General features: G+C 67.6%; 19 protein-coding genes. 9 read left to right on the plus strand and 10 right to left on the minus strand.

Annotation, left to right across the window (positions count from 1 at the left end):
- The first annotated feature begins 12 nt into the window (after nt 1–12).
- The gene (locus tag NFE57_RS00590) at nt 13–624 is read left to right on the plus strand and encodes a GNAT family N-acetyltransferase (protein ID WP_252133617.1); all 612 of its coding nucleotides are present in this window, start codon (nt 13–15) and stop codon (nt 622–624) included.
- On the opposite strand, the gene NFE57_RS00595 is transcribed toward NFE57_RS00590, so the two are convergent.
- Complete coding sequence (locus NFE57_RS00595) at nt 585–1,370, minus strand: hypothetical protein (RefSeq protein ID WP_252133618.1); 786 nt, start codon at nt 1,368–1,370, stop codon at nt 585–587. The two genes, NFE57_RS00590 and NFE57_RS00595, sit on opposite strands and share 40 nt — an antisense overlap.
- On the minus strand, nt 1,367–2,191 hold the full coding sequence (locus NFE57_RS00600; RefSeq protein ID WP_252133619.1) for a hypothetical protein: 825 nt from the start codon (nt 2,189–2,191) through the stop codon (nt 1,367–1,369). The genes NFE57_RS00595 and NFE57_RS00600 overlap by 4 nt, the downstream gene beginning before the upstream one ends.
- A gap of 77 nt (nt 2,192–2,268) precedes the next feature.
- Between NFE57_RS00600 and lipB the strand changes: the two genes are divergently transcribed.
- From lipB to NFE57_RS00615, 3 genes are all read left to right on the plus strand, one after another.
- On the plus strand, nt 2,269–2,934 hold the full coding sequence (gene lipB / locus NFE57_RS00605) for a lipoyl(octanoyl) transferase LipB (RefSeq protein ID WP_252133620.1): 666 nt from the start codon (nt 2,269–2,271) through the stop codon (nt 2,932–2,934).
- 89 nt (nt 2,935–3,023) lie between these two features.
- Nucleotides 3,024–3,305: a hypothetical protein gene (locus tag NFE57_RS00610; RefSeq protein WP_252133621.1), complete on the plus strand. Its 282-nt coding sequence runs from the start codon at nt 3,024–3,026 to the stop codon at nt 3,303–3,305.
- Between the two features lie 210 nt (nt 3,306–3,515).
- On the plus strand, nt 3,516–4,205 hold the full coding sequence (locus tag NFE57_RS00615; RefSeq protein WP_252133622.1) for a hypothetical protein: 690 nt from the start codon (nt 3,516–3,518) through the stop codon (nt 4,203–4,205).
- A 172-nt stretch (nt 4,206–4,377) separates the two neighbouring features.
- Here the strand turns inward: NFE57_RS00615 and queE are convergent, their stop codons facing one another.
- The 6 genes from queE to NFE57_RS00645 all read right to left on the minus strand — a co-directional run bounded on the left by queE (nt 4,378) and on the right by NFE57_RS00645 (nt 10,457).
- Nucleotides 4,378–5,010 carry a 7-carboxy-7-deazaguanine synthase gene (gene queE / locus NFE57_RS00620; protein ID WP_252133623.1) on the minus strand — a complete coding sequence of 211 codons (633 nt, stop codon included), beginning with the start codon at nt 5,008–5,010 and terminating at the stop codon, nt 4,378–4,380.
- Between the two features lie 10 nt (nt 5,011–5,020).
- Nucleotides 5,021–5,710, minus strand: a complete 690-nt coding sequence (gene queC / locus NFE57_RS00625) for a 7-cyano-7-deazaguanine synthase QueC (protein WP_252133624.1) — start codon at nt 5,708–5,710, stop codon at nt 5,021–5,023.
- A gap of 233 nt (nt 5,711–5,943) precedes the next feature.
- Entirely contained in the window at nt 5,944–6,846 is a 903-nt protein-coding gene (gene hslO / locus NFE57_RS00630; RefSeq protein ID WP_252133625.1) for an Hsp33 family molecular chaperone HslO, read from the minus strand.
- Between the two features lie 143 nt (nt 6,847–6,989).
- The gene (argF, locus tag NFE57_RS00635; RefSeq protein WP_252133626.1) at nt 6,990–7,913 is read right to left on the minus strand and encodes an ornithine carbamoyltransferase; all 924 of its coding nucleotides are present in this window, start codon (nt 7,911–7,913) and stop codon (nt 6,990–6,992) included.
- 116 nt (nt 7,914–8,029) lie between these two features.
- Nucleotides 8,030–9,220 carry an aspartate aminotransferase family protein gene (locus NFE57_RS00640; RefSeq protein ID WP_252133627.1) on the minus strand — a complete coding sequence of 397 codons (1,191 nt, stop codon included), beginning with the start codon at nt 9,218–9,220 and terminating at the stop codon, nt 8,030–8,032.
- Nucleotides 9,221–9,611: 391 nt separating this feature from the next.
- The gene (locus NFE57_RS00645; protein ID WP_252133628.1) at nt 9,612–10,457 is read right to left on the minus strand and encodes an ABC transporter permease; all 846 of its coding nucleotides are present in this window, start codon (nt 10,455–10,457) and stop codon (nt 9,612–9,614) included.
- Nucleotides 10,458–10,520: 63 nt separating this feature from the next.
- On the opposite strand from NFE57_RS00645, the gene NFE57_RS00650 reads away from it, so the two are divergent.
- From NFE57_RS00650 to NFE57_RS00660, 3 genes are all read left to right on the plus strand, one after another.
- Nucleotides 10,521–11,228: a GcrA family cell cycle regulator gene (locus NFE57_RS00650; protein ID WP_252133629.1), complete on the plus strand. Its 708-nt coding sequence runs from the start codon at nt 10,521–10,523 to the stop codon at nt 11,226–11,228.
- 235 nt (nt 11,229–11,463) lie between these two features.
- On the plus strand, nt 11,464–11,883 hold the full coding sequence (locus tag NFE57_RS00655; RefSeq protein ID WP_252133630.1) for a TadE/TadG family type IV pilus assembly protein: 420 nt from the start codon (nt 11,464–11,466) through the stop codon (nt 11,881–11,883).
- Nucleotides 11,880–13,517: a pilus assembly protein TadG-related protein gene (locus tag NFE57_RS00660; protein ID WP_252133631.1), complete on the plus strand. Its 1,638-nt coding sequence runs from the start codon at nt 11,880–11,882 to the stop codon at nt 13,515–13,517. Before NFE57_RS00655 ends, NFE57_RS00660 begins: the two co-directional genes overlap by 4 nt.
- Before the next feature lie 2 nt (nt 13,518–13,519).
- Here the strand turns inward: NFE57_RS00660 and NFE57_RS00665 are convergent, their stop codons facing one another.
- Nucleotides 13,520–13,741 carry a hypothetical protein gene (locus NFE57_RS00665; protein WP_252133632.1) on the minus strand — a complete coding sequence of 74 codons (222 nt, stop codon included), beginning with the start codon at nt 13,739–13,741 and terminating at the stop codon, nt 13,520–13,522.
- A gap of 84 nt (nt 13,742–13,825) precedes the next feature.
- Here NFE57_RS00665 and parE point away from each other — a divergent pair, with 84 nt between their 5' ends.
- The gene (parE, locus tag NFE57_RS00670) at nt 13,826–15,805 is read left to right on the plus strand and encodes a DNA topoisomerase IV subunit B (protein ID WP_252133633.1); all 1,980 of its coding nucleotides are present in this window, start codon (nt 13,826–13,828) and stop codon (nt 15,803–15,805) included.
- 383 nt (nt 15,806–16,188) lie between these two features.
- On the plus strand, nt 16,189–17,475 hold the full coding sequence (locus tag NFE57_RS00675; RefSeq protein ID WP_252133634.1) for a serine hydrolase: 1,287 nt from the start codon (nt 16,189–16,191) through the stop codon (nt 17,473–17,475).
- Between the two features lie 148 nt (nt 17,476–17,623).
- Here the strand turns inward: NFE57_RS00675 and NFE57_RS00680 are convergent, their stop codons facing one another.
- Entirely contained in the window at nt 17,624–21,664 is a 4,041-nt protein-coding gene (locus tag NFE57_RS00680) for a translocation/assembly module TamB domain-containing protein (RefSeq protein WP_252133894.1), read from the minus strand.
- Between the last annotated feature and the right edge of the window lie 93 nt (nt 21,665–21,757).

Below are 21,757 nucleotides of genomic sequence, written 5' to 3' on the forward strand. Positions count from 1 at the left end.
GAAAGGCCTGCGATGGGGCTGATCGCTGTCCCCCACGACCAGTTGGCGACGATCGTCACCACGCTGGAGATGATCCGGCGTCCCCCGCTCAGGCCGATTCCCGAATCACCCCTGCAACTGGTGCGCTGGGAACGGCCCGATGCGGACAAATATCGCACGCTGTTCCGCCGCGTCGGCGCGCCGTGGCTGTGGTTTTCGCGGCTGGTGATGGCCGACGCCACTCTGCTTGCGATCATTCACGATCCCGAGGTCGCGGTGTTCGCGGTCGTCGATCGCGGCGGCGTCGAGGTCGGGATGCTCGAACTCGATTATCGCTACGCGGCGCAGTGTGAGCTTTCCTACGTCGGCCTCGTGCCCGAACTGGCAGGGCACGGCCATGGCCGCTGGCTGATGGCGCAGGCGCTGGCGCTGGCGTGGCGCAGGGGGATCACGCGGGTCTGGGTGCATACCTGCTCGCTCGACCACCCCAGCGCGCTCGGCTTCTACCGCGCCAGCGGATTCACGCCGATCCGGCGCACGATCGAGACCTTCGCCGATCCGCGCGCGACCGGCGTGCTACCCGTCAATTCAGCGCCGCAAATCCCTTATTTGGCCGGAGCCTGCCCCGCCGACAGCCGGCGGTAGAATTCCACCTGGATCAGCACGAGCAGCAACGCGGCGGTCGCCTGGACGATCGCCGCCAGCCCGTCGACCAGTGCCATCGCGATCGGGTTGGCCGCGTCCGCCGCGGTCATCAGCGCGCCGAGGCTGACGAAGATCTGCGCGACCAGCTCGCCGGCAAAGGTGACGAACGCGATCAGCGCGGCGAGCACGAGCCCGTGCCCGCGCGTGAGCGCAAGGCTGCGCCTGACCGCCGGCGCCGCCCCGATCGGTCGCTCGGCAACGATCACCGCACCGGCCAGCATCGTGCGCACGATCCAGTAGAAAGCGGGCACCAGCAGGATCACCATCGCCGCGCCCAGCACCGGGCCCAGCAAGCCGATCCCCAGCCCCACCGGCAACCCGACCAGCACCACCGACAGCAGATAGCGCGGCAGCAACCGCCCCGCATGGCCCAGCGCGGTCTTGAGATCGGGGCGCCGTCGATCGAGATAGAGCGACAGGATCACGAGTACGCCGTAAAAGGCGCACAAATAGGCCGCCAGATACCAGCCGCTGTTCTTGACCGCCCAGTCGAGCACCACCTGCGCCTGCGCCGCGGTCGCCGCCGTCGAACCGTCGCCCTTTTCGAGCGTCGGCGCCTCGACCAGCAGCAGCAAGCCGAACTGGGGCAGGAACATCGTCAGCCCCGCCATCGGCAGCAGCAGGACGTGGTCGGCGCGCAGCCGCGCCCAGGCGCTGCGCAGGATTGCAACAAGATCGAGCGTCATGCGGCCTCGGCTGGAATGTCCCGGGCGGTCCGCACGGCGAGATAGAGTTGCGCTGCGAATGCGGCGGCAAGAAGCGTGAAGCCGGTCGTCACCACGGCGCTGACGATTCCCGTGAGCACAGTCGCCAGCGTCATCGCCCCCGTTCCCCCGAAGGCGAGCTGGAAAACCGATCCCAGCACGGTCGTTGCCGCCATCGCGCACACACCCCACACAACGAAAAACAGAATGACGACGCCGACGATCCTGAGCGCCAGCCCCTTGGTAAGCCCGAACGCACGTGCGATCGCGCCGACGCCGCGCCGCTCGGCAACGACCACCGAATTGAGCGGCAGCAGGCGCGCCATACCCCACAGCACGACGATCACCAGCGCCACCGAATAGAGCCCCACGAACAGCTTGAGCCCCGACGACAGCGGCGTCGCCGGTTGCCATTGCCCCGGCGCGATCGCGACCCATTCGACGCCCGAAGCAAGAAACGCGATGCCCAGCGGCGCCGCGAGCACCGCCACGATCAGCGCGACCAGCAGGCCGATGCCGATCGCGGGCAGCAACCGCCGCGCGCCCATCTGCATCGCTGCCGAGACGTTCGCCGCCGGCTCGACCGCGAGCGCGACCACCGCAAGCTGGCCCCACGCCATCACCACCGCGAGCACGATTCCGACCAGCGCAACCATCACGCCAACCCCGACCAGCGCCGGTTCCGCAATATTCTGAAGGCAGGTCGGGACGAAGATCAACAAGCCGACGATCGGCAGCAATGCCGCCGCGCGGTCGCCGAGAAACGTCGTCGTCCGGTCCCAGACCGTGCCCATCGTGACCATGATCGCCGCTCCCGTATCGTGCCGCTGATGTGCTCTAGCGATTGATCCTCGCGCGTGGAAGCGGCAAGGAGCATCACGTGACATCACCGCTTGCCGACATCGAATGGCGCGTCTCGGATGCGCCAATTCCGTACGAAGAAGCCGTCGCGACGATGGAGGCGCGCGCCGCCGCCGTCCTGACGGGCGAGGCGCGCGAATTGATCTGGCTGCTCGAACACCCGCCGATCTACACCGCGGGCACCAGCGCCAACCCCGCCGACCTGCTCGATCCGCGCTTTCCGATCCATAAGACGGGGCGCGGCGGCAAATACACCTATCACGGGCCGGGTCAGCGGATCGGCTATGTCGTGCTCGATCTCGGACGGCGCGGGCGCGACGTGCGCGCCTATGTCCACGCGCTCGAAAGCTGGGTGATCGCCGCTTTGTCCCACCTCGGGATTCAAGCCTTTCCGGTGCCCGAACGGATCGGAATCTGGACCCGCGACGGCGGCGACGAGGCCAAGATCGGCGCGATCGGCGTGCGCGTCCGCAAATGGATCACCTTGCACGGTTTCGCGGTCAATATTGCTCCCGATCTTACGCATTTCGGCGGAATCGTGCCGTGCGGCCTTGCCGAATATCCCGTCACGAGCGTCGAAAAATTAGGAAAAACGGCCGATTTTGCAACTTTCGACGCCGCTCTGGCGTTGCACACCGGCACATTCGTCGAGACTCTCGGATTACCGCGCGAAAACGAGGCTTGAGAGGCGCCCCATATCCGACTAATGTCCACGCCGGTTTGGGTATTAAGGGCCGCCACGGTCGTCCAAATCCACTAATTAGGGAGCTACAAATGCGTGCAATCATTTCCAAGCTGGTTATCGGTACGTTTGTCGCCGGTGCCGCGCTCGCGGTGTCGGCTTGCGGTGACAAGACCGAGACGGCCACTGACAACACCCTCGTCACCGACATGAATGTCACCGACGACATGGGCACCATGACCGACAACATGACCGCGGTTGATGGCGCGCTTGCCAACGACGCTGCGCTCGCCAACGACGCCGCGCTCACCAACGAAGCGGCCGCCACCGACGCTGCAGCGAACGCGGCCGACGCCACCGCCAACGCGATGTAAGCATCGCGATCGCACCGGCGGCCGCGGTTGCGGCGCCACGCGATTGAGGGGCCGTCCGAGCGATCGGGCGGCCCTTTCGATTCGATTTGGAAGGAAAAAGCCAGGCGCGCCATCGAAACGATCCCCGGTATTTCGAGGCGGGGAAGAAAGGACTTGGGCCGCGTGCCCGATTCTTCTAGATTCGCGCGCAACGGCCAGGACGAGGATAGGATGAGCATGTTACGGATACTGACCGCGGCGGTTGCAGCGATCACGATCTTCTCAGCCGCGCCCGCATCGGCGCAATTCTTCTTCCAGTCGCGCGATCTGAGCGGTCCGCGCGTGGTGGGCGACGAACCCGGTATCGGCCAGGCGCTGCCGGGGGCGACGCCCGCCGAATTGCGCGCCGAAATGGTCTGGACGCTGCGCGCCGCGATGAACGTCGCCGCGCTGCAGTGCGAGTTCGAGCCCACGCTGCTGACGCGCCCGAACTACAATGCCATGCTCAAGGATCACAAAGCCGAACTGGCGGCGGCGATGACCACGCTGGAAGCCTATTTCACGCGCGTGAACGGCAAGAACAAGCGCCAGGGGCAAGCCAAGCTCGATCATTTCAACACCGTGATCTATTCGAGCTTCTCGACCGTCTCGGCGCAGTTCATCTTCTGCCAGACGATGTCGTCGATCGGCCGCGACGTCATTTATGCACCGCGCGGCGAGATGGGCGATGTCGCGCTCAATCGGATGCGCGAACTGCACAACAGCCTGGTCCCGTGGGGCGAACAGCGCTTCCCCAGCCGGATTTTCGTCGGCCAACCGCGCCTCCCGCGCTTCGACAAGGAATGCTGGGACAAAAAGGATCTGTGGAACGCCAAGCGCTGCGGCGCGCCCTATCCTGCCGTCGCCCTGGCGCAGCGGTAAACCTGCGCAAGCAGGGCCACGCCATACTCAGGGCCGATCGACATTCAGCATAGGCGTCGCCGAAAATAGTGGTTTTTCGTGACCCGGCGCGCAGCGTACTTCAGGTACGTGAGCACCGGAAGCACGGAAAATCGCTATTTGCAGGCCCGCATAGGGTGAATGTCGCTCGGCCCTAGCGCAGCCCGAGCATCTTGTGCGTCTGCGTCGACAGCCGCCAGCGCGGGCGATCGAGCACCAACGCGATCGCGGCCGCGCGATTGGCCGCGGCCTCGGGATCGTCCATCGGCTGGATCAGGAAATGGCGGAAGTCCCAGCCTTCGAGCATCGCGGGGTCGATTCCCGCCTGCGGCCACACCAGCTTGAGCTCATCGCCGGTACGCTGGACGACCTCGCTGCCCGCCTTGGGGCTGACGCACACCCAGTCGATCGCGGGATGCGTGGGCAAGGTGCCGTTGGTTTCGATCGCGATCTCGAAGCCGCGCGCGTGCAGCGCCGCGATCAGCGCCTCATCGACCTGCAACATCGGCTCGCCCCCGGTGAGCACGACGAAGCGATACGCGTCCGCCGCGCCCCAGAAGCCCTCGACCGCCTCGACCAGCGCGGTCGCGTCGGCGAACTTGCCCCCGCCCGCGCCATCGGTGCCGACGAAATCGGTATCGCAGAAACGGCAGATCGCGGTCGCGCGGTCCTGCTCGCGCCCCGACCACAGATTGCACCCGGCAAAGCGCACGAACACCGCGCGGCGCCCGCATTGCACGCCCTCGCCCTGAAGCGTCAGGAACATTTCCTTGACGGCATAGGTCATCGATTCAGCCTCAGGGCGTGACCGCATAGACGGTGGGATCGGGCAGGCCGGCCTCCGCAAAGCCCTTGGCGCGCAGCCGGCAGCTATCGCACAGTCCGCAATGCCTGCCGTCCGGCGTCGGATCGTAGCACGACCAACTCAGCCCCGCATCGAGCCCCAGCCGCGCCGCCTCGCGGGCGATGTCGGCCTTGGTCAGGTGCTGGAGCGGCGCGTGGACCACGAAGCGATCGCCTTCGACCCCGGCCTTGGTGGCCAGCGCGGCCATGTCCTCGAACGCGGTGACGAATTCGGCCCGGCAGTCGGGATAGCCCGAATAATCGAGCGCGTTGACGCCGATATAGAGGTCGCGCGCGCCCGCTGCCTCGGCCCAGCCCAGCGCGAGGCTGAGGAAGATCGTGTTGCGCGCGGGCACATAGGTGATCGGAATGTCGTCGCCCACGCCCGCCTTGGGCACCGCGATATCGGCGGTGAGCGCCGAGCCGCCGAATGCCGACAGATCGATCGACAGCACGACATGGCGTTCGGCGCCGAGCATGGTCGCGATCCGGCGCGCGGCGGCCAGTTCGACCTGATGCCGCTGGTTATAATCGATCGACAGCGCGAGCAGGCGGTAACCGTCTTCGCGCGCGCGCGCGGCGGCGACCATCGAATCGAGCCCGCCCGAGACCAGCGCGACCGCAAAAGGAGAATCTGTTGCCATGACCCGCTTCGCTAGGAGCAGACCGCCTCGCGCGCAATCCCGATACGGGACGCACCATCGCCGCCACCAAAAAGAGGGCCGCCTGAAAAAGCGGCCCAGTCCAGTCCTTGCGGACCATCTAGGGAGAAAAGCGTGCCCACAAATGACACCCTTATGCCTCTAGCACCGCCAGGGTAAACGCACGGTTAACGGCTGGTGTTTGGTCTGCTTCGCAAGAGCGGCACCGGCTTGAGTCAAACCGCCGCGACCGGGAAGCTGCGCGCGCAAAACGCACAATCGACGCTGATCACGCCGCGCTCGTCGGCCATCTCGCGCTGTTCCTCGGCCGGGAATTTGGCGAGCACCTGCGCGATATAATCGGGCGAGCAGCGGCAGCCGCGCACCAGCGGCGTCGACGCAAGCACGCGGACCTCGTCCTCTTCGTTGAACAGCCGCCAGATCAGCGTTTCGAGCGGCACGCCCGCATCGGCAAGCTCGTCCCCCCCCATCGTCTGCGCCAACGCGACGACATGCTCCCATTCGGGATGGTCGAGCCGAGCATGGAGGCGCTCGCGCCCCACCTCGCCCTCGGGCAGATATTGGAGGAACAGCCCGCCCGCGCGGCATTGCCCGTCGGCGCCGCGGCCCATCCCGGTCCGCACCAGCGTCGGAATCTGCTCGGACTGGACGAAATAGCGCTCCACCGCATCGGCGAGCGAATCGCCATCGAGCGGCACGATCCCCTGATAGCGCTCGCCGGTCAGCGCCTGATCGAAGGTAACCGCGAGATAGCCCGCGCCGAACAGCGCGAACAGAGTCGGGTCGGCGGGCATCTCGGCCAGCCGATCGGCATCGTACTGGACATAGCCGCGCACCTCGCCGCCGCGATAATCGCACACCAGCAATTGCACCGGGCCGCTGTCCGACTGCGCCTGCATCGTCAATTGCCCACCCGCATCCTTGAGCGTCGAGCCGATCAGCGCGGCCAGCGTCAACGCTTCGGCAAGCAGCGCCTCGATCGCCGGTGGATAAGCGTGCGCGGCCAGCACCGCGTCGAGCACCGGCCCCAGCCGCACCAGCCGCCCGCGCGCCTGCCGCGCCGGAATCGTGAAGCCCAGCGCGCGGTCGAGATCGGGAATTGTCGTGCTCTCATGCATCAGGAAATACCGTTCGGGCTGAGCGTGTCGAAGCCCCGCTCTGTCTACGCCGGCCGGACGAAAAACAGCCCTTCGACAAGCGCAGGGCGAACGGGGTTATGGGGCAAGGCCGGGAGATAGGAACGCGCCCCTCGCGCCGCAACTCACCCCAATTGCCCGAAGCACCAGCGCAACACCGATTTCTGCGCGTGCAGCCGGTTCTCGGCCTCGGGCCAGATCAAGGATTGCGCGCCGTCGATCACCTCGGCCGCCACTTCCTCGCCGCGATGCGCGGGCAGGCAGTGGAGGAATTTCGCCTGCGGGCTGGCCGCCGCCATCAACGCGGGCGTGACCTGAAACGGCATCATCGCCGCGAGTTTGGTCTCGGCATGCGCCTGCCCCATCGAGATCCACGTATCGGTCACCACCACATCGGCGCCCTCGACCGCCTCGCGCGCAGTGCCGACGCAGCGCGCGCGGCCCTGCCCCAGCGCGAGATCGGCATCGGACGGCTGATAGCCCTGCGGGCATGCCGCCACCACGTCGAACTGCATCAGCCCGGCGGCTTCCATGATCGAGGCAAGCACATTGTTGCCGTCGCCGAGCCACGCGACCTTGAGCCCCGGCAGCGCCTTGCCGCTTTCGATGATCGTCAGCAGATCGGCCATGATCTGGCATGGATGCGAGGCGTCGGTCAGCCCGTTGATGACCGGCACCGAGGCGTAATGCGCCATTTCCTCGATCTTGGCGTGATCGTCGGTGCGCACCATGATCGCGTCGCAATAGCCCGAGAGCACGCGCGCGGTATCGGCCACCGTCTCGCCGCGCCCAAGCTGGCTGGTCGCCGCGTCGAGCACCAGTGCCGAGCCGCCCAACTGGCGCATCGCCATGTCGAAGCTGACGCGCGTACGGGTCGAGTTCTTCTCGAACACCATCGCCAGCACATGGCCGGCAAGCGGCGCATCCGCATCGGCCTTGCCCTTGGGCCAGCCCGCCCGCGCCGCCTTGCGATCGAGCGCATCGGCCAGCATCGCGGCGATACCGTCCGCCCCGGCGTCGGCAAGAGACAGGAAATTCTTGTAGCTCATCGTCAAACCCCCGCCGGTACGCCTCGGGCGACCGGCGCATTTAGAGTGATTTCGAGCCAGTTGGAATTATCTGGCGACTCGGAAATCACGGTAAACAAAGATCATCCAGCGCAGGATCAATCGTCGCTGGGCGGCACGAAGCTGCGCGCGCCCTCGGACAATTTGGTCATCGCTTCGGCGATATGTGCTTCCTCGATCACATAAGGCGGCAGCAGGCGGACGGTGTTGTCCCCCGCCGCAACCGTCAGCAGCCCGTGATGGTCGCGCAGATGCGCCACGAAATCACGGCTCGGATGCTTGATCTTCAGCCCTTGCATCAACCCGCGCCCGCGCACGCTCTCGAACAGCGAATCGTGGTTGGGGATGAGTTGCTCGAGGCTCGCGCGCAGCCGCTCGCCCATCGCCACGACATGGTCGAGGAAGCCGGGTTCGAGGATCACGTCGAGCACCGCCTCGCCCGCCGCCATCGCCAGCGGGTTGCCGCCATAGGTCGAGCCGTGGGTGCCGAACACCATGCCCTTGGCCGCTTCCTCGGTCGCGAGGCACGCGCCCAGCGGGAAACCGCCGCCGATCCCCTTGGCGACCGCCATGATATCGGGGGTGAGCCCGTACAATTCGTGCGCGAAGAACTTGCCGGTGCGGCCATAGCCGCATTGCACTTCGTCGAGCACGAGCAGCAGGCCGTGCTCGTCGCAGGCCGTGCGCAGCCCCTTCAGGAACGCGTCGGTCGCGGGGCGAATCCCGCCTTCGCCCTGGATCGGCTCGACGAGGAAACCGGCGGTATGCTCGTCGATCAGCGCCAGCGCGCCCTCGAGATCGTTGAACGCGCCATATTTGAAGCCCGGCAGCAACGGATCGAAGCCATCGCGCATCTTGGCCTGGTTGGTCGCCGAGATCGTCCCCAGCGTGCGGCCGTGGAAGGCATTGTTGAAGGTGATGAGATCGTGCCGCTGCGGATTGCCGTTGGCATAATGATAGCGCCGCGCGGTCTTGATCGCGCACTCGACGGCCTCGGCCCCCGAATTGGTGAAGAACACGGTGTCGGCAAAGGTCGCGTCGACCAGCCGCTGCGCCAGATGCTCGCCCTGCGGGCTGCCGTACATGTTCGAGACATGCATCAGCGTTTCGGCCTGGCGCTGGATCGCGCCGATCAGGTGCGGGTGGCTGTGGCCCAGCGCGTTGACCGCGATCCCGCTCGCGAAATCGAGGAACCGGCGGCCGTCATCGGAAATCAGATAGACGCCCTCGCCTCGCACCGGCCGCACATCGCACCGCGGGTAAACGGGCATCAGCGCAGGTGTAGGCATCGAACGGCTCCTGATTTCAAAAAGCAAAGGGCAGCCCGGACGGCCGCCCTGCCGCGCTTCTAGAACTGCGGCCCGACCGACGCAACACCACGTCCGCTCACCGCGATCGCGCCGCAAGCGTGCTCACCGCCCATTCATTTCGTCACCCCGGACTTGTTCCGGGGTCCAACGCGCCTCAAGCGCAGCCGCTCGTCGTGGGTTGGATGCCGGAACGAGTCCGGCATGACGGAAAGCTATCGACTCAGCCCAGGGCCGATCGACATTCAGCATAGGCGTCGCCGAAAATAGTGGTTTTTCGTGACCCGGCGCGCAGCGTACTTCAGGTACGTGAGCACCGGAAGCACGGAAAATCGCTATTTGCAGGCCCGCATAGGCTGAATGTCGATCGGCCCTAGCTCTTGAGCTTCCACCCGCGCTTGAGCAACGCATAGCACAGCAAGCCGAGCGCGACGTTGATCGCGAGCACCACCGCCGAGCCGATCACGATCGGCGAATCGGCGACGCCGATAAAGCCGTAACGGAAACCCGAGATGACGTAGAAGAACGGGTTGAGGTGGCTGATCGCGCGAAACGCCGGCGCCAGCCGATCGACCGAATAAAAGGTGCCCGACAGCAAGGCGAGCGGCGCGACGACGAAGTTGGTCACCGCCGCGGCGTGATCGAACTTCTCCGCCCAGATCGAGGTCAGCACACCGAGGAACGACAGGAACAGCGAGCCGAGAAAGCCAAACCACAATATCGCCCACAGATGGTGGGGGGTCACGTCGATGCCGGGCCACAGCGCCATCGCCAGCCACACCGTCGCGCCGACGCAGAACGCCCGCGTCACCGCGCCGGCCGCGATTCCCGCCAGCAATTCGGCAGTCGAAAGCGGCGGCTGGAGGTAATCGACGATCGTCCCCTGGATCTTGCCGACCAGCAGCGAGAAGCTCGCATTGGCGAACGCATTCTGGAGCATCCCCATCACGATCAGCCCCGGCGCGATGAAATCGGCGAACGGCACGCCCATCACCTCGGCACGCCCGCGCCCGCCCAAAGCGACGGTGAAAATGATGAGATACAGCAGCGTCGTGATCGCCGGCGCCCAGATCGTCTGGAGCTGGACCTTGAAGAACCGCCGCACCTCCTTCACATAGAGCGTGCGAAGCCCGCCCCAATTGACGTTCCTGATGACGGGGACGCCGGGGGCATTCGCCACCGCTGACTGGATCTCGCCGAAAGGGGGCTGGCTGCTCATGCTGCGATCGCGTAATCGCTGCCGCAGCCGCCCGCAACCCGGCAAAGCACTTTGAGGACTTCCATGGCCTGGACCGACGAACGCATCGACACGCTCAAGACGATGTGGGAAAAGGGAATGACCGCGAGCCAGATCGCCGAGATTCTCGGCGGGGTGAGCCGCAATGCCGTGATCGGCAAGGCGCACCGGCTGGGCCTGCAATCGCGCCCGTCGCCCGTCAAATCGAATGATGCGGCGGCACCCAAGGCGGCCAAGCCCGCCCCCAAGCCACCGGCCGAATCGAAGCCCGCCAGGGCCGCCGCGCCGGCCCCTGCGCCCGCCCCGGCCCCCAAGCCCGCTCCCAAGCCCGCGCCTGTCGCCCCTATCGCTGCTGCGGCGCCCGATCCTCAGGCGGCCGCCGCCGCGCGGGCACCGGCCGCCGTTGAGGAGCCCAAGGTCGTGCTGCGCTCGATCGGCCCCGGCGGTTTCGTCCGTCAGTCGCCGGGCGAACAACAGCCGCCCGCGACACCCGCCCCGCCGCGCCGTCTCGTGCCGGCGCGCCCGAGCCCCGAGATCGCGGGCAAGACGACCCTGCTCGATCTCAACGACCGGATCTGCAAATGGCCGCTCGGGCACCCCGGCGAGCCGGATTTCCACTTTTGCGGCGAAGCGGTGAACCCCGGTTTCCCTTATTGCGTCGAACATTGCGGCCATGCCTATCAGGCGCAGTTGCCGCGCCGCGATCGCCGCCCGCCGCCGCCGCTGCCGTTCGGCGGCCCCCGCGCGCGCTGAATCCGGGAGGCCGTTCGGGAAATCGCGGCAGCGCGCTTTTCCGAAGCGGCACCGGCCCGCATCAATCACCGGCCCACGTCAAGCAACGTAAATTGCGCGGTCCCGCCTGTCCGCAACGGCGGTCTTTCCCGTCATAGGCCGTGGCGGCCGCGCATAATGCGTAAATCCGCGTAACGCCGGCTTGTCTCGACTCTAAGCACACGCCGCCATGATGCGCCTCTACGGGAGGCATATCATGCAACATCCTGCGCGTTTTCTGGCCGCCGACCGGCGCGGCGTCGCGATCGTCGAGATGGCGCTGGTGCTGCCGCTGCTCATCACGCTGCTGCTCGGGCTCGTCTGCTACGGCCAGTATTTCCTGATCGCGCACAGCGTGCAGCAGATCGCCAACGATGCCGCGCGCGCCGCGATCGCCGGGCTCAGCCCCGACGAGCGCAGCCGGCTCGCGATCGACGCCGCCGGGGCCGCCGCGGCTGCCAATCCCGAAATCGACGCGGGCGCGATGCAGGTCGCGGTCAGCCAGCAGGGGGCAATGATCGCGGTGCGCATCACTGTCGACGCGGACGCACGGCTGATCCGGTTTCCGCTGGTGCCGATGCCGTCGCCGCAGATCGCCCGCAACGCCGCGGTGCTCGTGCCGGGGGCCGGGGCATGATCCGCGCCGCCGCCACCGATCGGCACGCCGGGATCGGCGTGATCGTCGCGCTGGCGATGCCGATCGCGATCGGCGCCGCCGCGCTCGCGGTCGATGTCGGCAGCGCGACGCTCGCCACCCGGCGGCTTCAGGGCGTGGCCGACGCCGCCGCGCTTGCCGCCGCCACCGATCCCGCGCACGCTGATGCCGCCGCCCGGCGCGCGGTAACCGCGGCCAATCTGGGCGGCGCGGTCACTGTCACCGCCTCCACCGGCCAGTATCGCGCCGATGCCGCGCTGCCCGTCGCCGATCGCTACACCGCCGACGCAACCCCGGCCGATGCCGCGCGAATCACGCTCCATGCCGCCACACCGACCTATTTCGGTGCGATCTTCGGGCATCGCACGATTCCGATCGCGCGCTCGGCCACCGCGGCGCAAACGCGCATGGCGAGCTTCGCGATCGGCAGCCGACTGGCCTCGCTCGACGGCGGCGTGCTCAATGCCCTGCTGTCGGGGCTCACCGGATCGAGCATCTCGCTCAAGGCGCTCGATTATCGCGCGCTCGCCAGCGCCGATATCGATCTGTTCGCCTGGCTCGATGCGCTGCGCACGCAGGCGCACGTCTCGGCGGACAGTTATGACGAGTTACTCGGCACCTCGGTCTCGGTCGGCGATGCGCTCATCGCCGCCGCGACCGTCAGCCCCGATTCGGCCACCGCCGACGCGCTGCGGGCGCTCGCCGCACAGGTCGGCAACGCGACGATGCCGCTCGACCGCCTGATCGATCTCGGCCCGCTCGGCGATGCCCAGGCCGGGCCCGAGGGGCTCGCGCGGCTCAACGTGCTGTCACTGGTCACGTCGTTGCTCCAGCGATCGAGCAACACGCGCCGGATCCGGCTCGATCTCGGCGGCGCGATCGCAGGGCTCGCCAGCACCAGGGTGACGATCGCGCTCGGCGAACCCGAAGAGCAGTCGCCATGGATCGCGATCGGCGACACCGGTGCGCCGATCGTCCGCACCGCGCAGGCCCGGATCTATCTCGAGGCGACGACGGGCACTACCGCGCTGCCGGGGCTGGCCGGGCTCGCCACGCTCCGTCTGCCGCTGTTCATCGAACTGGCGAGCGCCGAAGCGCGGCTCGATGCGATCGATTGCCCGATGCCCAATGCGCGCACCGTGACGCTGGCCGCGCGCACCAACCCCGGCCGCGCCGCGATCGCGCGCATCGATCCCGCGCGGCTCGACGATTTCACCACGCCCGTGGCGCTTCATCCGGCCAAGGTGCTCGATACTTTGCTGCTCGATATCGAGGCGCGCGCCTATCTCAGCCTGGGCGCGGCCGAACACTGGCAATCGGTACGCTTCGAGGAAAATGACATCACCGCCGGCACCCCCAAATCGGTCGCCAGCAGCAGCGCGGTCGGCGGCGTCGCGCAGTCGCTCGCTCAGCAGATGACGCTGACGCCGGTATTCGCCGGGATTCCGCTGCCGGTGGGGCCGCTGCTCGGCGCGATCGGCGGCCAGCTCACGCTGCTCGCCCCCGGTGTCGACGGGCTGGTCAACCTCGTCACCGGCGCCGCGGGCGTAAAATATGGCGAGGCCGACCTCCGCGTCACCGGCGCCAAATGCGGCATGGCGCGACTGGTGGCGTGAGCCTAAGCGTCGGCGAGGTCGAGACGGCGTTTGATGCGCGACACGTCGTCGCGGATCGCATCCAGCTCGACATTGATCCGGGCAATATCGCCGGCGATCGTCACCTGCTGCTGCTCCACTGAGCTGAGGCGCATCTTGATCGACGCGAGGTCGCGCCGGAAGTCGCCAAACTCGGCGTGCATCCGCTTGAGCAGCTCGTAGGTCAGATCGGACGCCTCTGCCATCGCTCGAATGTATGCGCGCCGCCTTGATAAATCCATACCCGGCCTGCTTGCGCGCCCGACTCTCGCGCCCGTATAGCTGCGGCCATGTCCGATGACCTGTTCGCTGCCTCGCCCTCCGCCCCCGGTGAATATGACGCCTCGTCGATCGAGGTATTGGAAGGGCTTGAGCCGGTCCGGCGGCGCCCCGGCATGTATGTCGGCGGCACCGACGAGCGCGCGCTGCACCACCTCGCCGCCGAGGTGCTCGACAATGCGATGGACGAGGCGGTCGCGGGCCATGCCAGCCGGATCGAGGTGACGCTGGAGGCCGGCAACCGGCTCACGATCGTCGATAATGGCCGCGGGATGCCGGTCGATCCGCACCCCAAATTCCCCGACAAATCCGCGCTCGAAGTCATCATGTCGATGCTCCATTCGGGCGGGAAGTTCGCCGGCAAGGCCTATGCGACCTCGGGCGGGCTCCACGGCGTCGGCGTCAGCGTGGTCAACGCGCTGTCGTCCAAAACAATCATCGAGGTCGCGCGCAACCGCGAACTCTACCGCCAGTCCTTTTCGCGCGGCATCACGCAAGGCCCGCTCGAAAAGCTCGGGGCCACCCCCAACCGGCGCGGTACCTCGGTCAGCTTCGTCCCCGATGTCGAGATTTTCGGCCCCAACCTCCAGTTCAAGCCCGCGCGGCTCTACAAGCTCGCGCGCTCGAAAGCCTATCTGTTCGCGGGCGTCGAAATCCGCTGGAAATGCGCGCCCGAGCTGATCGTCGAGGACATCCCGGCCGAGGCGGTGTTCCAATTCCCCGGCGGGCTCGCAGATTACCTCAAGGAACAGGTCGGCGCGCGGCCGTCGGCGACCACCGACTTCTTCTCCGGCGCGCAGGATTTCCCCGACGGCCAGGGCCGCGTCGAATGGGCGGTCGGCTGGCCGCTCTATTCGGACGGCAGTTATTCCTGGTATTGCAACACCATCCCCACCCCCGACGGCGGCACGCACGAGGCCGGGTTGCGCGCGGCCCTGGTACGGGGTTTGCGCGCGTTCGGCGATCTGACCGGGCAGAAAAAAGCCAAGGATCTGACCGCCGACGATGTAATGACGGGGTCCGAACTGATGCTCTCGGTGTTCATCCGCGAGCCTCAATTCCAGAGTCAGACCAAGGATCGGCTGACCTCGCCTGAGGCGGCCGGGCTGGTCGAAAAGGCGGTCCGCGACCATTTCGACCATTTCCTCACCGATCATATGGATCGCGGGCGCGCGCTGCTCGGCTATGTGCTCGAACGCATGGAGGAGCGCCTGCGCCGTCGCCAAGAACGCGAGGTCAAGCGCAAGACCGCCACGTCGTCGCGCAAGCTGCGCCTGCCCGGCAAGCTCACCGATTGCTCGGCCGACGATCCCGCGGGCACCGAACTCTTCATCGTCGAGGGCGATTCGGCCGGCGGCTCGGCCAAGCAGGCGCGCGATCGCAAGACGCAGGCGATCCTGCCGATTCGCGGCAAGATCCTCAACGTCGCCAGCGCCACCACCGCCAAGATCCTCGCCAATCAGGAGATCGCCGATCTGATCCAGGCGCTCGGCTGCGGCACGCGCAAGGATTGCGTGACCGACAATCTGCGCTACGAACGCATCGTCATCATGACCGACGCCGATGTCGACGGCGCACATATCGCGACGCTGCTGATGACCTTCTTCTTCCAGGAAATGCCCGAACTGGTCCGGCAAGGGCATCTCTATCTCGCGCAGCCGCCGCTCTATCGGCTGACGGCGGGCACCAGGAGCCTCTACGCGCGCGACGACGCGCACCGCGCCGAGATCGAGGCGGGGCCGTTCAAGGGCAAGAAGGTCGAGGTCGCGCGCTTCAAGGGGCTCGGCGAGATGAACCCCGGCCAGCTTCGCGAAACCACGATGGACCCGGCCACCCGCAGCCTGCTGCGCATCACGCTGCCGCAGGAATATGAGGAGCGCGCGGGCGTCAAGGATCTGGTCGACCGGCTGATGGGCAACAACCCCGCGCACCGCTTCGCCTTCATCCAGGAAAATGCCGCGCGGCTCGACGAGGAAGCGATCGACGCCTGAGATGTGGTTCGATGCACCTTTCGGTGCATTGCGGCACCGGCCCGCTCCCCCACCCCACCTCCCATTCAGTATACTGCCGTTGGGAGGTGGGGTGGGGGAGCGGGCCGGTGCCGCCTCGGAAATCGCGCTTCCGCGATTTCTCAAACAGACTCCGAGAGTCGGTTGATACGTCGTGACGGCCGGATAAGATGCGTCCGATGACCCCGCTGCCGCCAGCATATCGTGCCGAAAATCAGCACCGCCACCCACACCCCGTTCGTGCTGAGCTTGTCGAAGCACCGTTCTTCATTTTCCCATCGCGCCGGAAAGAACGGCTCTTCGACAAGCGCAGGGCGAACGGGTTTCGTTCAGGGCGCGTCGTTCTGGCGGCTGCGCTGGCCGCGATGCTGGCCCCCGCCATCGCGACCGCGCAACAGGCCGCCCCGCCCCCCGCCGCCGCGGATGATGCGGCGCTCAAACACCGCGCCGACGATCTCGTCGCACTGCTCAACGGCGGCGGCGACGTGGCCGCGGCGTTCGCGCCCGAATTTCTGGCGCAGGTCAACGAAGCCCAGTTGCGCGCGACGATCGCGCAGGTGACGCAGATGCTCGGCCGCGCGGAAACAGTCGCCACGCTGACCCCGATCTCGGCGCACGCCGCCGACGCCACGATCGCTTACGAAAAGGGATCGCTAAGCCTCAAATTCGCGGTTCAGCCCGAGGCCCCGCACCGCTTCGTCGGGCTGCGGCTGACGGGCACCCAGAGCGGCGAACAATCGATCGCCGAGGTCGCCGCCGCGGTCCGCGCGCTGCCCGGCAAGACCGGCTTCATCCTCACCCGGCTCGACGCCCCCGACGCATCCCCGATCGCCGCGATCGACCCCGATCGCCCGCTCGCGATCGGCTCGGCGTTCAAACTCGTGATCCTTGCCGAACTGGTGCGGGCAATCGAGGCGGGCGAGCGCGATTGGGACGAGGCGATCACGCTCGACGGCAGCGACCTTCCCGGCGGTTTCTATGCCGACAAGGCCAAGGGCACGATCGCCACGCTCCGCGATCTCGCGACCAGAATGATCTCGGTGAGCGACAATAGCGCCACCGACATCCTGCTCGCGACGCTCGGCCGCGCGAAGGTCGAGGCGATGCTCCCCGTGATCGGGGTCAAGGACCCGGCCGGGATGCGGCCGTTCCTCTCGACGCTCGAGATGTTCAAACTGAAGGGCGTCGACGGCGGCAAACTCGGCGACCAATGGCTGACGCTCGACGAGAAAGGCCGCCGCACCTTGCTCGCCGACAAGGTCGGCCCCGCGCCGATTTCCGCTATCCCTGCGGGGCTGTTCCAGGACAACAAGCCCAACCGGCTCGGCATCGAATGGTATGCGAGCCCCGCCGATCTCGCGCGGATGATGGATTGGCTGCGGCGCCACACCGACTCCGGCCCCGCCGCCGAGGCACGCCGCATCCTGGGGCTCAATCCCGGCATCCCGCCCGATGCCGCGTCGGCGTGGCGTTATGTCGGCTACAAGGGCGGGTCGGAGCCCGGCGTGCTCGATATGACGCTGCTGCTCGAAGCCAAAGCGGGCGGCTGGTACGTGCTCAGCGGCACGTGGAACAACCCCGATGCCGCGCTCGCCGAAGGCCGCCTGATCGGCCTCATCGCCCGCGCGGCAACCCTGGCGGCAGCGCCCTAATTTCCGACGTTACCCGTCACCCCGGACTTGTTCCGGGGTCCAACGTGCCGCAAGCGCTGGCGCTCGAGGAGGGTTGGATGCCGGAACAAGTCCGGCATGACGGGAGAAATTCGACCCCCCTCTCAAAACCCCTTCAGGCACCCCGCCCTCAATAGTCCTTCGACACCCGCACGTTGGCGCTCTGCCGCCCCAGCGTCGAGATGCTCGACAAGAGCGACAGCCAGCGCGTCATCTGGAACTCGACCTGCGTCGCCGAATAGCCCTGCCCGTCGGTGATGATCTCGGCGAACAGCCGCCGGGTGATATATTTGCCCGCCGCCACCGACGTCCCCTGCCCGGTCTGCGGATCGGCGGGCAGGATGCGTAGCCGATCGAGCCCGACCGCGCGGCGGAAGGCGTTGATCGGGTTGATGCCCGTGCCGCCGTCCTGCAACGCCGCCACCGCAGCGGCGAGCTGGAGCGCCTCGGGCGCCGACAGATTGGTGATCGAGGTGCCGAACAGCAGCCGTGACATCAATTCGTCCTCGGGCAGCGCGGGCACCGAGGTGAACGAGATTTCGGGCTTCTGCGCGTTGCCGGTGACGTGGATCGTCGCGTTGAGCCCGGTTTCGCTGGCGTTGGCCGAAATATCGAGCGCGGGGTTGGCGGGCACCTCGCCGGCAAAGCGGATGATCCCACGGTCGAGCTCGAACTCGCGCCCGGCGAATTCGTAATCGCCGCGGATCAGGTCGGCCCGCCCGGTGATCGCCGGATTGTCGGGCGCGCCGCCGATATTGAGATCGGCGCTCCATTCGCTGCTCAGCCCCAACCCGGTCACCATCAGCCGGTTCTTCATCTTCGCATGGACCGCAAGCGTCCAGGGCTTGGCCGGGATCTCGTCTTCCTCGCCGCCGCCGGGCAGGTTGATCTCCTTGATGTTGAGCCGGGGCACCGCCGTCGCGGCGGTCGCGCGGCCGAGCTGATAACGGCTTTCGTTGACCGCAACGTCGCCCGAGATCGTGCCGCCCGATCCGGTCGAGACGAACCGCAGCGGCCCGGTGACGGTGGCGCCGATATCGTCGCGATCGATCAGCACGGCATGATCGGCGGCGAGCTTCAGATCGATGCCGAACCCGTTGGCCGCGGCGAAATCGAACGCGCCCGATCCCGACACGCTGCCCTTGCCCGCCTGCCCGGTGAATTGGGTGAGCACCAGCCGCGAGCCGTTGAACGCGCCGTGTGCGCGCAAATTGGTGATGACGGTGCCCGTGGTCCCGCTTTCGAGCCGCGCGCCATTGGCATCGACCACGCCTTGAATCCGCGGATCGGCCAGTCGTCCGGTCGCATCGGCCGCGATCGCCACCGGCCCCGACAGATCGAACAATTCGACCCCGGTCAGCCGCCACAAGGTATCGGCGGGGCCGCTGTAGCGCAGCTGCGCGAACAACGGCGCGTTGAGCAGCCGCTCGGCCACACCACCGCCACCCAGCGGCGACAGCCGTACCTGCGCGCGCCCGATCGTGCGGCCACCGCTGGCAACCACCGCGCGCGCGGCGGCGGTGTTGGCATCGAGCACGCCCGCGATCCCGAGATCGACCGGCCGCGAAGTCAGCACCAGTCCCGATCGGCTCAGCCCGCGCACCGTCAGGTTGATCCGGCCGGTGGGCGCGCCGCCGTCGGTCGCGGCATAGCTGAGCGTGCCCGAGCTGCTGCCGCCAAGGCCAAGCCCCGGAAAGCCGATGTCGAGGATCGACAGCGGCAGCCGCGCGAGGCGCGCGTTGAACGCCACCGCGCCGCCCCCGAACCGCCCGTCGACTTCCGCCTCGCCGCCCGCGAACGCGAGCTTGGTCGCCGCCAGCCGCCAGCCCGTGCCCGCGCGCGTCAGCACCGCCGGGGTCAGCAGCGTGAGGTCGCGTTGATCGACCTTGCCCTTCGCGCGCACGACATAGCGATCGGCATCGACCTCGGTGACGGTCTGAATCGCGAACGCGCGCCCGCGCGATCCCGAAATCGACGCGCGCACCTCGCCCACGCCGCCCCGCAGATTGGCCTCGGCGGCAAACCGCCCGATCGTGAGCGGCCCTTGCCTGAGGCCGATGCCGGTCGCGGTGGCGTCGATCGTCGCCCCCGCGGGATCGAGCACGGTCGTGAAATCGAGCTTGCCGCGCTGGAGCGTCGCCGCATCGAGCCGCGCGCGGGTGAAATCGAGATGCCCCTCGATCCGCTGGTTGCCGCCTTGGGGCCGGAACCGCAGCACGCCCGCAAAGCCGCCGCCGCCCACGTCGAGCGCGCCCGCAAACCCGCCCGTCACGATATCGAGCGCGCCCGACGCGTGCGCCCCGCTGACATCGAGTGCCGCGATCGCGATCCGGCCCTGCCCGCCGGGCGGTAGCAGGATCGCGCCATGGCTCGTGAACGGCCCCAGCCGCGACTGCCCCTTGGCGGTATAATCATACCCTTGAGCGGTCGGATCGAGATGCGCGGTCACATCGCCAAGCCCCAGCGTCGCGTTGGGGGCGTCGAAATGGAGATCGAGCGTCGGGTGATCGATCTTCCCGTCGAGGACGATGCTGAACGCGCCATAGGTCCGCTGCACCCCGCGGCCCTCGAAATGGAAGCTGCCGTCGCGCCGCCGGATACCATTGCCGGTGATGCGGATGTCGGGCGCGGTCAGCACCAGATCGGTGAAATGGAGCACCAGATCGGTCCCGCGCTCGAGCCGCGTCACGATATGCGGCAGTCCGCCGGCAAGGCTGGCGAAAAACGCGTTGTCGAGCCGCACCATCTGCGCGGTCCCGGTGCCCACCAGTCGCGTGCCGCGCCCGCCCGGCCCCGGCACCGCCTGCAACCGCGAGGTCACATCGACCACGCCCAGCCCCGGAATCAGATACCGCCGGAGCCCGCCATTGAGGTTGACCTCATAGCGCCCGGTCCTGAGATCGAGCAGCAGGTCGATCCGCCCGTTGAGTTTGTCCGAGCCGAGCTTGAGATCGTTGCCGGTCACGAACGCGCTCGTCACCTTGAGCGCGCCCGACAGCGACAAATTGCGCAAGATGCCCCCAGCGACATCGCCCACCCCGGTCACGCGCGCGGCGGAAAACGCCACCGGCACGGTGATCGGCGCCCTGGACAACCGCCCCTTGCCCGCCGCCCGCGCGCCCTCGAACCCGGTATCGTCGAACGCGAAGCGATCGGCGGTCAGCCGATAATCGAAGCTCGCGGTGCCGAACGCGCCGTCGAGGATCGCGCGCAGCTCCAGATTGCGCGCGGTCATGTTGGGAAACAGCGCGGGCGGCTTGAGCAGCCGCGCGCGCAGCCGCACGTTGCGATAGGCACTGCGCGCGAGATCGATCGTCCCCGTCGTATCCACCGCCAGCGCCGACGAGCGCAGCGACACGGCACCCTCGACACGGCGATGGGCATAGGTCGCGTCGCCGTTGATCTCGACCTGCGGATCGGTCAGCCGTTGCAGCTTGCCCTTGGTGATCAGGTGCGGCGCGATCGTCCCCGACAGCGTATAATGCCCGCTGCGGTTGGTGAGCGCGAGATCGAGCACGCGCGTGTCGCGCGCGCGGGCGGTCGCGGTGCCGCGCCACATCGCCCAGCGCCCGTCGCCGGTCACCGACAAGGCCAGCGGATGGCGGATGCCGCTCAGCCGCGCGAGCACGCCGTCGGCGCTGCCCTCGGCCTGCACGTCGAGATCGAACTGGTCGCGTGCCGGCTCGGCATCGAGCCGCATCGAGAACCGGTCGCTGCCCTCGATCACCGCCGCAATGCCAACGCGCGCGCGGCCCGCGGCGATGTCGGCCCGCGCCTGCACCCGGCCGCCGCGCGCGATTCCCGTCACCGCCGGCGCCACCGCCAGCCGATCGATCCGAAGTTCGCCGATATGCAGATCGAACCCCGGCAGGATCGGCTTGTTCTCCCCCGACGGCCGCGTTTTCGGCAGCTTGGCGAGCGTCGCGGACGGCACGATCAGCCGGTTGATGACCAGCCGGTTGGAAAGCCACGCGAGCGGCCGCCAATCGAGTTCGGCGCGCGGTGCGGCGAACACCAGCCCTTCGGGGTCGTACACCCGCACGTCGACCAGCGTTGCCCTGGTATAGATCGACCCGTCGATCCGCCCGATCGTGAACCTCAGCCCGCTTTTGGGGCGCAATTCGCCCACCTTGTCGGTGATCAGCCGGTGCCCGACATCGGTATCGACCATCCAGGCGACCGCGCCCACCAGCACCAGCAGCGCCGCGAATGCCGCCGCCAGCCACCGCACCCAGCGCCGCCGGGCGCGCGGCGCCGCCGTCTC

The organism is Hephaestia sp. MAHUQ-44 (assembly GCF_023806085.1).
In the GTDB taxonomy this organism is placed as follows: domain Bacteria; phylum Pseudomonadota; class Alphaproteobacteria; order Sphingomonadales; family Sphingomonadaceae; genus Sphingomonas.